This window comes from Altererythrobacter lutimaris, from assembly GCF_013371495.1.
Classification (GTDB): Bacteria; Pseudomonadota; Alphaproteobacteria; order Sphingomonadales; family Sphingomonadaceae; genus Erythrobacter; species Erythrobacter lutimaris_A.
Window position 1 is genome coordinate 2,020,693 of record NZ_JABWTA010000001.1, and the last position, 13,507, is coordinate 2,034,199.

At 57.1% G+C, this 13,507-nt stretch carries 9 protein-coding genes; 6 read left to right on the top strand and 3 right to left on the bottom strand.

Translation table 11 applies throughout. The features are described 5' to 3' along the window. A partial coding sequence (locus tag HUO12_RS09785; RefSeq protein ID WP_217905189.1) for a hypothetical protein occupies window positions 1-742 on the bottom strand: 742 nt, incomplete at its 3' end. Then, window positions 658-1,506, bottom strand: coding sequence for a prolipoprotein diacylglyceryl transferase (gene lgt / locus HUO12_RS09790; RefSeq protein WP_232367361.1), 849 nt, complete (start codon window positions 1,504-1,506; stop codon window positions 658-660). The genes lgt and HUO12_RS09785, both read right to left, overlap by 85 nt. A 169-nt stretch (window positions 1,507-1,675) precedes the next feature. Here lgt and HUO12_RS09795 point away from each other — a divergent pair, with 169 nt between their 5' ends. The 3 genes from HUO12_RS09795 (at window position 1,676) to HUO12_RS09805 (ending at window position 8,563) form a co-directional block, all read left to right on the top strand. Continuing rightward, complete coding sequence (locus HUO12_RS09795) at window positions 1,676-3,379, top strand: class I adenylate-forming enzyme family protein (protein ID WP_176273375.1); 1,704 nt, start codon at window positions 1,676-1,678, stop codon at window positions 3,377-3,379. Beyond that, complete coding sequence (locus HUO12_RS09800) at window positions 3,376-6,135, top strand: [protein-PII] uridylyltransferase (protein ID WP_176273376.1); 2,760 nt, start codon at window positions 3,376-3,378, stop codon at window positions 6,133-6,135. The genes HUO12_RS09795 and HUO12_RS09800 overlap by 4 nt, the downstream gene beginning before the upstream one ends. 76 nt (window positions 6,136-6,211) lie before the next feature. Then, window positions 6,212-8,563: a TonB-dependent receptor gene (locus HUO12_RS09805; RefSeq protein ID WP_176273377.1), complete on the top strand. Its 2,352-nt coding sequence runs from the start codon at window positions 6,212-6,214 to the stop codon at window positions 8,561-8,563. 88 nt (window positions 8,564-8,651) lie between these two features. Here HUO12_RS09805 and HUO12_RS09810 read toward each other — a convergent pair whose 3' ends face one another. Next, entirely contained in the window at window positions 8,652-9,326 is a 675-nt protein-coding gene (locus HUO12_RS09810) for a YggS family pyridoxal phosphate-dependent enzyme (RefSeq protein WP_176273378.1), read from the bottom strand. Window positions 9,327-9,348: 22 nt separating this feature from the next. On the opposite strand from HUO12_RS09810, the gene HUO12_RS09815 reads away from it, so the two are divergent. From HUO12_RS09815 to HUO12_RS09825, 3 genes are all read left to right on the top strand, one after another. Continuing rightward, a complete protein-coding gene (locus HUO12_RS09815; protein WP_176273379.1) occupies window positions 9,349-9,885 on the top strand; it encodes a thiamine phosphate synthase in 537 nt (178 codons plus the stop codon). Window positions 9,886-9,991: 106 nt separating this feature from the next. Continuing rightward, entirely contained in the window at window positions 9,992-12,352 is a 2,361-nt protein-coding gene (locus HUO12_RS09820) for an FtsK/SpoIIIE family DNA translocase (RefSeq protein WP_176273381.1), read from the top strand. A 170-nt stretch (window positions 12,353-12,522) separates the two neighbouring features. Further along, window positions 12,523-13,458: a hypothetical protein gene (locus HUO12_RS09825; RefSeq protein WP_176273382.1), complete on the top strand. Its 936-nt coding sequence runs from the start codon at window positions 12,523-12,525 to the stop codon at window positions 13,456-13,458. Window positions 13,459-13,507 lie beyond the last annotated feature (49 nt).

Genomic DNA, 13,507 nt, shown 5'->3' on the forward strand with positions numbered 1-13,507 from the left:
GCTCCGGCTCGGGTTCAGGCTCCGGCTCGGGTTCAGGCTCCGGCTCGGGTTCAGGCTCCGGCTCGGGTTCAGGCTCCGGCTCGGGTTCAGGCTCCGGCTCGGGTTCAGGCTCCGGCTCGGGTTCAGGGTGCAATTCCGCCTGAATTTCTGCGTCAAGCGCTTGAAGCGCCTTTTCGTCCACAGGATCGGGCGGCGTCAGAATGATGGGGAGATCATCTTCCTCTTCCTCGACGGTATCCTCACCCTGAGTGACGTCTGCATCCACCTCTGTGTCGATCGCGTCGGTTTCTTCTGCGTCAGTATCGTCATCAAGCGGACCCTCCTCTTCCTCGCGGGTCGCTTGAGGTTCTGGCTCAGGTTCTGGCTCAGGTTCTGGCTCAGGTTCTGGCTCAGGTTCTGGCTCAGGTTCTGGCTCAGGTTCTGGCTCAGGTTCTGGCTCAGGTTCTGGCTCAGGTTCTGGCTCAGGTTCTGGCTCAGGTTCTGGCTCAGCCTTCAAGGGGGCATCATCTTCGAGGGCCGGCAAGTCAACCGGCTTTTTGCTGAGCGCAAACTCTACTTTGAAGTTGTCCGAATTGCCTACTGCATCGACCACGTCCGCAGGCGCATCCTCCGGATCGAGCAGCTTCAGACGCGGGCGCCAGACGCCCTCGCCATCCTCTAGGCTGTCTGTGCCTGCTGCTTGCGCGTCACGGCGTAAAGCGTGACAATCAACCCTATCAAGAACATCGGTAGTGTTAGCCATTGACCCATCGACAAGCCGGAACTCTCTGCGAAGGCGCTGAGATGTACATCAGGTTCCCGGAAAAATTCGTTAAAAAAGCGCGCTGCAGCCATGCCTAATATGAAGATACCGGTAAGCAAACCCGGCTTGTAGCGAGCATTGGTCTTCCAGAAGAGCAGCATGAGGATAATCAGCAAGGCAAGACCTTCGAGTCCCGCTTGATACAATTGGCTGGGATGGCGCGCTTGCGCGTCTGCGGCCGGAAACACCATGGCCCAAGGCACATCGGCAGGGCGCCCCCAAAGCTCGCCATTGTTGAAATTCGCCAGCCGCCCCAACAACATGCCCATGGGCACAGACACAGAGACATAGTCGCACACCCGCAGGAAATTGAGCTTGCCGCGCCAGCTGACCCAGATCATCGCCAGCGTGACGCCGATCAGTCCGCCGTGGAAGCTCATCCCGCCACCCCAGACCTTCAGCACTTCAATTGGCGTGAGCCAAAGCTCGGGCTTGTAGAAAGTGACATAGCCGATGCGTCCGCCGAGAATCACGCCAAGCGTGGCGTAGAAAAAGAGATCGTCGGCATGCCTCTGTGCCATCGGCGCGCCCGGCTGCTTGATCATCTTGGACACATGCCAATAAGCGAAGATCACGCCGATCAGGTAAGCGAGCGAGTAATATCTCAGCTCGAACCCGGCAATGCTGAACAGGGCAGGGCCCAGACTGTAGTCTTCCCAATAGAGCGGCTCCATCGCGCCCGTTGCAGCAAGTAGTGACAGCAAGTCGATATCCTTTTAGAGACGTCTCTACAGTCGCTTCCGGCGACCCATCGGGATCGGCCTTTTGGCATAGCAGGAGTTTGGGGGAAAGCCTGTGTCGCATGCCGTCACCATGCGCGTGGATTTCCGCGCGTTTTTTGCAAGGACCCTTGTGGAGAGGATCTGAAAAGATATGCCTACTGAACTCGACCGCGATATCGAGCGTTTTACCGCGGCCGTCACCGCCGAAGGCGCGATGTTTGAAACCACAACCGTGACCCGTCGCGGTGTGGAAATGCCGGCCTTCAAGAATGCCCCGCCAAGCCTCGCGCATTACTTCGCGCATTTCTGCAACGAGCATAATGACACGCCCTTCCTGGTCGACGGCGACATCCGCATGACCTTTGGCGAGGTCTATCACGCTGCAACGCATGTCGCGCATGGCCTCGTCACAAAGCAGGGCCTGAAGAAAGGCGACCGGGTCGGAATCGCTGCGCGCAATTCCGTCAACTGGATGCTCGCTTACATGGGCACACTCATGGCGGGTGGCTGTGCGACTTTGCTCAATGGCTGGTGGACCGGTGAAGAGCTCGCTTACGGCATTGATCTCTGCGAATGCTCACTGGTCCTTGCTGACGAGCAACGTGCGGCCCGCTTGGACGGGATCGACCACCCGGCCAAGATCGTGATCTTCGATCATGGCGATCCAGCAACCGGTCTCGCGCCGATCTGGGAAGCGGGTGACACTGCGATGAAAATGCTGGGCCAATTGGGCCCGGATGATCTCGCGACGATCTTGTATACTTCAGGCTCAACTGGCCATCCGAAGGGGGCATATAGCGATCATCTCGGGGTCATCTCCGGCACGATGAATTACGTCGCGCAGACCTTCATGATGCTGCAAATCCTGACCGAGCGCGGCGATGCGCCGACGGTTCAGCCAAGCGCATTGGTGGCAGTCCCGCTATTCCACGTGACCGGCGAAGTTCCCCTGTTTCTTCAAAGCTTTGCAATCGGGCGCAAGCTGGTGCTGATGCCCAAATGGGATGCCTATGAAGCGCTGAGATTGATGGATCAGGAAAAGATTACATACTTCGTTGGCGTGCCGCTGATGAGCTATGAAATGGCGATGCATCCCGAACGCGGCAACTTCGATCTGTCGCAATGCAAGAGCTTCGCCGCCGGCGGTTCTCCCCGTCCGCCTGAACACGTCAAGCGCATCAAAGATGCGTTTCCAGATGGCTTCCCGCTGCTCGGCTATGGCCTCACAGAAACGAATGCCGTGGGCTGCGGCAATGTAAACGAGAACTACATCGCCAAGCCCGGCTCAACCGGGCAAGCCTCCAAGCCATTGGTTGACCTCGCTATTCTTGATGATGACGGCAATCCACTGGATCAGGGCGATGTGGGTGAAGTATCAATCCGTTCGGTCTGCAACTTCCTCGGCTATTGGCGCAATGAAGAAGCCACTGCAGGCGCTTACACGGACGATGCTTACTTCCGCACCGGCGACTTGGGTTATGTCGATGAAGACGGATATCTGTTCATCGTCGATCGCAAGAAAGACATCATCATTCGCGGCGGCGAGAATATCTCCTGCATCGAAGTCGAGGAAGCGATCTACGCGCACCCTGATGTCGCGGAATGCTCTGTGTTCGGCATTGCAGATGAACGCATGGGCGAGATCCCTGCTGCCGTGTTCTATCTCAAGGAAGGATGCGGCAACCTCAGCGCAGAAGACCTGCGCAGCTTCCTGCTCGAGCATATCGCTCCGTTCAAGGTCCCGCTTGAGAAGCACATCGTGTGCTCCAACGAAGCTTTGCCGCGCTTAGGCACTCAGAAAGTTGACAAGCGCGCACTCAAGGCACGCTATGGCGAGGAGCTTGCGAGCGCTTGAACAGCCAGCGGATTTCGAACCAGCGTGCAATCATCGACCGGCGAAAGCTGGCCGGCGAGATTGCTGCGCTGGTCGAATCCAAAGGCGAGAAAGCGCGCGGTGAGATTGTCGCAAGCCTTCGCTCAGCACTCGAAGCGGGCAAAGCCGAGATCGCGAAACGGCTGACTGAAAAGCCGTCCGCCGGATATGAATGCACCGCCGCGCAGGCATTTCTGGTTGATCAATTACTGCGCATCATCCACGATCATGTGGTCGCGCATGTCTATCCGGTGGCCAATCGCAGCTCAGCAGAGCGGCTCGCGATCCTCGCTGTTGGTGGATATGGCCGAGCAGAGATGGCCCCGCATTCGGATGTAGATATCGCATTCATTACGCCGATGAAGCGCGCGCCGTGGTGCGAGCAAGTCATTGAGGCGATGCTCTATTTCCTATGGGATTTGGGCCTGAAAGTCGGTCATTCCAGTCGGACTGTCGAAGACACCTTGCGGATGGCGCGTGAAGATCTGACCATCCGCACGGCATTGCTCGAAAGCCGTTTCGTGTGGGGTGATGAGGGGCTTTACGAAGAGGCGCGCAATCGCTTCTGGAGTGATGTCGCTAAAGGTACAGAGCGCCAGTTCTTGTCGGAGAAACTGGTTGAACGTGAAGAACGGCACAAGCGGATGGGCGACAGTCGTTATGTCGTTGAGCCCAATGTTAAAGACGGCAAAGGCGGCTTGCGCGACCTTCAGACTCTTTATTGGATCGGCAAGTATATACACCAGGTCCGAAGCGGCTCAGAACTGGTCGATGTCGGATTGCTGACAAAGACAGAATATCGCAGCTTCCGACGCGCGGAAGGTTTTCTGCTGGCCGTCCGATGTCACTTGCACATGATCACCAACCGCGCGGAAGACCGGCTGACCTTCGATCTGCAACGCGAAGTTGCTGCGCGAATGAATTTTGCGGATCGTCCAGGCAAAAGCGCTGTCGAGCGCTTCATGCAGTTCTATTTCCTGCAAGTAAAGCGCGTCGGCAGCCTGACTGGCGTGTTCCTCGCGCATATCGACGAACAGCTCGCCAAGAAACGCGAACGCCGAGGGTTCTTTGCGACATGGAACCAGAAGCCTCGCATGGTCAAAGGCTATCGCGTTTTTGGCGGCAGGATCGAAGCGACGGGAGAAGACTGGTTCAAGCAGGATCCGGTCAGGCTGATCGAAATCTTCCAGATCGCTGAAGTCGAAGGGCTTGAAATCCACCCTGACACCATGCGCCAGATTGATCGCGAAAGCGCTTTGATCAAGCACGAGGTTCGCCATGATCCGCGCGCAAATGCCCTGTTTATCGACTTGCTTTCGGGTAGGCGCGATCCGGAGATGGTGCTGCGCTGGATGAATGAAGCCGGCGTCTTTGGCCGTTTTGTGCCGGACTTCGGCAAGGTCAACGCTCAAATGCAGTTCGATATGTATCACCACTATACGGTCGATGAGCACACCATCCGGGCAATTGGCCTGCTTAGCCAGATTGAGCGGGGCTTGCTCAAAGGCGACCATCCGCGCGCAAGCAAATACATCCATCATGTCGCCTCGCGCCGTGCACTTTATGTCGCTGTGTTGCTACACGATATCGCTAAAGGGCGCGGCGGCGATCATTCCGTGCTTGGTGCGGAAGTCGCGCATGAATTGTGTCCGCGTTTTGGCTTGGACGAGCAGGAAACCGAGCTCGTCGCATGGCTGGTGCTTCAGCATCTCCTGATGAGCTCGACCGCGCAGAAACGCGATTTGACCGACCCAAAAACCATCGAAGACTTCGTGGGCGAAGTCCAAAGCCTCGAACGCCTGCGCAACCTCGCCATCCTCACTTGCGTGGATATTCGCGCAGTCGGTCCGGGAACATGGAACAGCTGGAAAGGCCAGCTGCTTGGCGAATTGTTCGATGCAGCCGAAGAACGCTTGCGCCTGGGTCACATGAAACATGGCCGCAAGGAACGGGTCACTGCAAAGAAACAGCTGGTGTCCGAAAGGCTCGGCGAACGCGCTGACCTTGTCGGCAAGGTAGGGAAGCTGTTCGCTGACTCTTATTGGATTGCGGAAAGCGAGGATGTGATTGCGCTCAATCTCGTCCAATATGATGCTGCGCGGGAGCTGGATGAAAGCCTCTCGATCCACTGCCAATATGACGAGGAACGCGGCGCTACCTTCGTCAATGTAATCGCTGCCGACCATCCCGGATTATTCTATCGCATAGCCGGTGGGATCGCTTTGGCTGGCGCGAACATTATCGACGCCCGGATCCACACTGCCAGGAATGGCTGGGCCGTCGACAACTTCTTGGTCCAGGATCCGCATGGCCGACCGTTCAAGGAAGAGCGGCAGCTGGAGCGGCTCAAGACTGCCATTGCCGATGCTCTTGCCAATCGCGGAGAATTGGTCCCGAAATTGGCTGCGCGCCCTCTGCCGAAAAGTCGCGCAGGAGCTTTCAATATCGCGCCGAGGGTCAGCTTCGACAACAACGCCTCCGGACGATTCACTGTCATTGAAGTGAGCGCACGCGATCGCACCGCGCTGCTCAACCGCTTGGCAAGAGCGCTATTTGAAGCCAACCTCGTCGTGCAGTCCGCGCATATTACTCACTATGGCGAACGCGCTGCCGATACATTCTATGTGACTGATCTGATGGGACAGAAGATCACGTCGGATAAGCGCCTTAAGGAGATCACAGAGCGTCTCCTACAGGCGGCAAGTGATGAACTTCAGCAACAGCTCGAAGAAGCCTGATTGTCGTTTGTCCGGATTAGGTTGCATTTAAGAAACCTATTGATATGGGCGTCCTCCCCATTGAGAGGAGAAATCAATGACGTTCCCCCAATTCGCGCGCGGCAGCGCCGCTGCGCTTCTTGCAAGTTGCGCACTCGCACCGTTCACTGCTTACGCTCAAGATACTGCTGAGGAAGCAACCGCTGACCAAGAAGATGGCAGCGCGCTTGATGCGTTCAACACAATCGTTGTGACCGGCACGAAAACGCAGAATGCCGAAAACGTCCAGGACGTTCCTCTGGCTGTGACCGCGTTTAATGCGGAAAGCCTTGAAGCACTGAAGGTTCGCGACATTCAGTCTCTCAGCTATTCCGCACCTAACGTATCGCTCGACCAGATCGGTACGGCACGTGGTACTGCGAACTTCTCGATCCGTGGCTTGGGCATCAACAGTTCAATCCCGTCGATCGATCCGACCGTCGGCGTTTTCGTCGATGGCGTATATCTCGGCTTTAACGGCGGCGTCGTGTTCGACTTGTTCGATCTTGAGAGCGTGGAAATCCTGCGCGGCCCTCAAGGCGTTCTTTTCGGCCGCAACGTAACCGGCGGCGCAGTTGTCATCAACACCGGCAACCCGACTGACTACCTCACCGGCAAGTTCCGCGCATCTGTTGACGGCCCATGGCTCGATGGCGGTCGTGGTGGTTCAAACTACACCGTTTCCGGCGTCGTTTCCGGTCCGATCGTCGAAGACACGCTGCTTTTCAAGGTCGGCGCGTATTACAACGAGGATCAGGGTTACTTCACCAACCTGTTCGACAACTCGAACCACGGCGCAGCTGAAACGCTGATCCTGCGCGGCGCGTTGGAAGCTCGCCTTGGCGACGTCACCGTGACAGGTAAGCTCGACTATTTCGAAAGCGAAGGCGATGGACCATCGGCGCAAAACCGCGGCCAGTTCTCTCGTGACACTTTCGATTTCGCGATCGATTTTCCGGGCTTTTATGACAATGAAATCTGGACCAGCTCGATCACAACCGAGTGGGATGTCGGTCCGGGTACGCTGACGAACATCTTTGGCTACCGGACCTACGAAGCAACCACTGGCGGCGACATCGATGCGCTTCCAGTATTTGTATTCCACTCCGACACTGAAACCGATCAAGACCAGATTTCGAACGAAATCCGCTATGCTGTGTCGACCGACAACTTCGACCTGACTGTTGGCGGTTTCTATTTCGATCAGTCGATCGCCTACACTGAGATCCGCGACATCGCGAGCATCGCTCCGCTTGGTCTCGCATTCTATGGTGGCGGCGCTCAGGATCACGAAGTGCTTGGTGCATTCGCTTCAGGTCAGTACTATCTGACCGACGCAATCAGCCTCATTGCCGGTATCCGCTGGAGCCGCGAAGAGAAGGACGCAGCGATCACTTACGTTCGTCCACGCGATCCCTGCTCTGTCGTTGACGGTACTTGCCCAACTTCTGGCGTGAACCCGACCAGCGTTGCACTTGCCGGATCGCCGGTCTTCCCGGGTGGCGAAGAAAATAACGGCTTCACTGAAAAGGAAAGCTGGAAGAACCTATCACCAAAGCTTGGTGTCCAGGTCGAGTTCGACAACGGTCAGATCTACGCACACTGGTCACGCGGCTATCGTAGCGGCGGCTACAACTTCCGCATCACCAACGCGCTTGCATTTGAAGATGTTGTTGGCGTCAACGGACCATTCGCGTTCGATGAAGAGAAAGTCGACAACTACGAGCTTGGCGGCAAGTTCGAGAGCGATGACGGCAGCTTCACGCTGAACTCAGCGGTTTACCTGACGAAGATCTCGAACATGCAGCGTGAAATCAACCAGGCGTCTGAAAGCGCCGGTGTTGCACAATCGATCTTCAACACTGCTGATGCGACGATCCTCGGGTTTGAAGCGGAAGCTCGTTATCGCTTCTCTGATTCATTGCTGTTCACAGCCAATGTCGGTGTCATCGACGATGACTATGATGAAATCCTGTTCGACATCTCAGGCGACGGCGTAATCGATGGTACTGACTTGGATCTGCGCTTGCCACGTGTTCCGGAAGTGACCTGGGGCGTTGGCCTCATCCACGAGCTGGACCTTGGCTCCAGCGAGATCCTCACACGGATCAACTATCAGTATCGTGACGAGTTTGCGTATACCGACAACAACTTCGGCTTCATTCAGCAGGCTGACAATCTCGATGCGAACATCACTTGGAACACGCCTGTCGATGGTCTGAGCCTGTCGCTCTACGGCAAGAACCTGCTCGATCAGGTGCAGGCTGGCGGTGACACGCAACTGCCATTCGGAGGAGGCCCGTTCTCCAACGGTGTCAACGCACCGTTCGATCCTTCACCAAACGCGGGCACGTTCTCGCCATTGTCGAAGGGCCGTCAAATCGGTGTCGAAGCCGCATTTGAATTCTGATCCACAGGATCTATTCAGAACACATGAAAGGGCGTCTCTTCGGAGGCGCCCTTTTTTGTTCCGAGTTCTCAGAATACCAAGCGTCCCTCTAACTCCGCGCCCCAAACAGCGCAGTGCCGACCCGAACATGTGTCGCGCCGAGCATTACCGCAGTTGCATAATCACCGCTCATGCCCATTGAGAGCCCGGCAGCATCTCCTGAGAGACCGTTGTCTTGCGACAGCTTCGCCAGCAAAGCGAAGAATGGAGCCGCTTCGATATCAGCAGGGGGTAGGCACATCAGCCCTGCAATCGGAATATCCGCGCTTCGCACTTCGGACAGCAGTTCGGGCAAGGCCTCGATCGCGCACCCGCCTTTCTGCTCCTCACTGCCAATGTTGACCTGCACGAAGCACGGCACCCGCTTGTTCAGCCTGTCCATCGCTTTGCCGAGCGCTTTGACCAAGCTCGTCCGGTCGAGCGCATGAATGCAGTCGAACAATGCGACAGCATCTTCGGCTTTGTTGGATTGCAATTGACCAATCCCGTGGAGTTCTACGTCCGGGTAGCGCTCGCGCAATTGAGGCCATTTGTCCTGCGCTTCCTGAACACGGTTCTCGCCGAACACGCGGTGACTCGCTTCCAACAGTGGATCAATCCGCTCAATCGGATGCGTCTTGCTGACAGCGATGAGCGTGACATCTTGCGGCTTGCGGCGAGAGGCCTTGCAAGCCTTGGCGATCTCCGCATGTACAGCGTCGAGGCGTTCAAGTGGCGTTTCCATCGCGCGTCGCTATAGCGCTGTTATGGCGAAGCTCCAGCCCCTTCCCGATCTCTGGCTGTTGTCCGATGCGCGCAATAATGCTCGGCTTGAGTTGGCTCTGCGACGGCTGCCCCGTGGGTCCGCCTTCGTGTACCGACATTATCATTTGACCGATGCCGAGCGGTACACGCGATTTCGTGAGCTCCGACGCATCGCCCGATCAATGGCTCATTGGGTGATTCTTTCGGATAGCGCGCTTACGGCACGAGAATGGGGGGCAGACGGCATTTATGGCGCGCCCAAAGCGCTTTATCCGCGTCGGCGCGATATGATCCATGTCGCCACAGCCCATGATATGCGCGAAGTGGCGCAAGCGAACGCGAATGGCGCGGATTGCGTCATGATCTCTCCGGTCTTCGCAACGCGGAGCCATCCGGGAGCGGATATGCTTGGATCAACCCGATTTCGGACGCTCGCCGCACGTGCAAGAATGCCCGTGATTGCACTTGGAGGCATGACCGCGACCACCGCATGGCGCCTCTGCTGGTCCAGATGGGCCGCGATTGACGGGTTAAGCTGAATTCTTGAGCGGCGGCCAAGCCATCCGCCCCCTAACAATTGAACGAAAACAATTTGACCCCGAGTCCGTGAAGATTCATGGTGTGTTCCAACGAGGAGGACCCGCTGTGGCAAGCCGCGCGATCAACACGAAAAAGAAAGCTCCGACCGACTGGAGAGCGGCATTTCGGCGTTCGATGAGCCGTGCTGCGCAAATCACAGGCGCAGGTGTGCTGTTTGCGGGCATGATCTTCCTGGGGCTGGCGCTCGCCAGTTACACGCAAACCGACCCTTCAGGATCGACCGCAGCCTCTGGCGCAGACATCCAGAACTGGATGGGCGCGAGCGGCGCATGGGTTGCGGACAAAGTGCTGAGCGCATTCGGCCTGACCAGCATTTTGCTGCTGCCGCTGCTTTACATCGCATCGCGACGGCTTTGGCGCGATATTGAAGACGAAGATGCGCCTGAAACGCGGTGGTGGTCTCCATTCTTCATGCTGCTGCTTGCGATGATGCTGCTGTCGAGCGTCCTCGCGCTTGCCTTTGAAGGTGTGCAAGGCAGTCTGCCTGCACAGACCGGGGGCGTCTCCGGACTTCTGGGTGCATCAGCGATTGAAGCTATTGCCGCGCGCTTTGGTGAAGGGTCATCGGGATGGATCATCCTCGGTCTTGCTGCGCTATGCCTTGCTGGAGGTGTTGGTCTCCTAACGCGCATTTTCGCTATCGACTGGCGCGTCTTACTGACCCTGCCCAACTTTGCCGCCCGCTTGATCGCGCCACTGTTTGGCGAGCGCGTTATAGACGAAGATGAAGACGCAATGGCCGCTGCACCACGTGCCAAGCGCGTTCGCAAGAAAGAGGCTGCTGAGGCTCGGCCCGAACCAGCACCACGCCGCGCGCCTGAAATCACCGACCCGACAGCACCGCCCAAGCCTGCCAAGCAAGCCAAGCCAAAACAGCGCGACATGTTCGCGACTTTTGAACTGCCGACGCTCGAACTCCTGGCAGACCCGCCCGTCGACAAGGCTCCGAAACTCGACAAGATGGCATTGGAACGCAATGCGCGGCTGCTTGAGAACGTACTCGACGACTTCAACGTCAAAGGCGAGATCACTGCGGTTCGCACCGGCCCCGTCGTGACGATGTACGAGCTGGAGCCGGCGCCCGGTATCAAGGCGAGCCGGGTGGTGGGCCTTGCTGAAGACATTGCGCGCAACATGTCTGCCATTTCCGCCCGTGTCAGCCCGATCCCTGGCAAGACCGTTATGGGCATAGAATTGCCGAATACCGACCGGCAGATGGTATCTTACAAGGAGCTTGCCGCTTGCGAGGCCTTTGCTGCTTCCAAGGGCACGCTCCCGATTATTCTCGGCAAGGACATCGCGGGCGAACCAATTGTCGCTGACCTTGCCGCCATGCCGCACTTGCTGGTCGCGGGTACTACAGGATCGGGTAAGTCAGTTGGCCTCAACGCGATTTTGCTGTCGCTGCTCTATCGCTTCACGCCAGCGGAGTGTCGTCTGATCCTGATCGATCCTAAGGTGCTGGAATTAAAGAGTTATGACGATATTCCCCACCTTCTCGCTCAGGTGGTGACAGAGCCGCACAAGTCCGTGCGCGCGCTCAAATGGGCGGTCGAGGAAATGGAGCGACGCTATCGCATGATGTCGTCGATCAATTCGCGCAATATCGGCAGTTTCAATGACAAGGTGCGTGCGGCGGCTGCGAAGGGCAAACCGCTTGGAAGGCGCGTTTCCACCGGATTTGATCCCGATACTGGCGAAGAGCTCTACGAAGAAGAGCAGCTCGACTACGAACCACTACCGATGATCGTTCTGATCGTGGACGAGCTGGCTGACTTGATGGTGACGGTCGGCAAGGAAATCGAAGTCTTGATCCAGCGGCTTAGCCAGAAATCGCGCGCCGCGGGCATCCACCTGATCATGGCAACGCAGCGTCCATCGGTGGACGTCATTACAGGTGTGATCAAAGCCAACCTGCCCACGCGGATCAGCTTCAAAGTCACGAGCCGTATCGACAGCCGGACTATCCTGGGTGAGCAAGGCGCCGAGCAGCTGCTCGGCAAAGGCGACATGCTCTACAAACCCAACACTGGCGCGACTATTCGCGTCCACGGACCGTTTGTGTCCGATGATGAAGTCGAGCGCGTAGCCGACTTTTGGCGCGCGCAAGGCAAACCTGAATATATCGACGCGGTCACTGAAGAGCCGGAAGATGGCGGAGGCCTCTCTTTTGAAGATGAGCTCACCGCATCCGACAGCCCGGAAGAGCGCAAATATCGTCAGGCCTGTCAGATCGTTATCGAGAACCAGAAGGCTTCAGGTTCATGGCTCCAGCGACAAATGGGCGTCGGCTATAATACAGCAGCAAAATGGATCGAGCGCATGGAAAGCGAAGGCTTGGTTGGCCCCGCAAACCATGTCGGACGGCGTGAGATCTTCCGCGATCAGGACGGCAATCCGATTTAGTCGCGGTCGCTGTACAAATCTGCCTGCAAGACCCCGTGACCAAGTGGTAACTTCAGGGGTCGTTGCCCGCACATAAGATTCATCCAACGGCCAGATTATGTCCTGAAAAGCGTGGTTTAAATTCAGGGTTAGGAATTTCTAAATCCCCTTTGCGTATTCGTACGCGTGTTATGATTAACGCATTGTCCTTTGGCTGGTCGCGCCGAGGTATCGTGCACGCGTTAGCCGCTGGCTTCGCTGCACTTTTTTCCTCACCTGCCGCTGCGCAGCAGATCAGTACATGGTCGCTTCAACCCGATGCTCGGGTAGAAATCGGCGTGGTAAGCGCGGAAACTGCCACACGCGACGAGCAAATTGTCGTCAACGGCGATGCCCTCACATTTCGCGGCCAAGTTGGGCTCGATCTGGAGGACGAGAATACGCGTTTCCGCCTTGAAGCTGACCGGATTGAAGTGGTCCGCTTAGGCGAAGGGCGCCGCGACACAAATCGTGATCGTATCACAATGCTTGTCGACCAGGAATTCGGCGACGATTGGGAAGTGCAGGTTCGCGGGCGATACTACGACGATCTCGTTACCGCAGAATCGAGCGATACCGACGAGATCCAGGGCTCTGTCCGCGTGACGTATGAACCCGTACGCGCCCATCGCCTTCGTGTTCGTGGCACGTGGCGCGAACGCGAATACGACAATCGCGCTGATCCGCAGACGACTGGCAGCGGCCTCCGCGTGGATGTCGGTTATCGCCACCGGATCGACCGCTATCATTACATCAATTTCGACTTACGCGCTGAATCGATCGATTCAGCTGATCCTGAATGCGGATATTCCCGCGAGTCAGCGAAAGTCTCTTACACGCGGCCAATTACCCGCGATCTGCGGATAAGGCCGGCACTGGAGGTATTAGAAACACGGTTTGACGGGCGACTGACGCCTGACGGGGATCGGCGCAAGGATCGCTTGATCGTCCCCGAACTTGAATTGCATTGGTGGCCAAAGCGTTGGCGCGTGGAAGCTGAAGCGAAGTATATTTTCTCTGACAGCAACCTCGCAACCCGCCAGCGCGAAGGGTACCGCCTCACTTTGACGGTGGGGTATGTCTTCTGAGCTGATCAATAAGCTCAAACGCATACGGGAGCGCGCGACTCCACAAGTC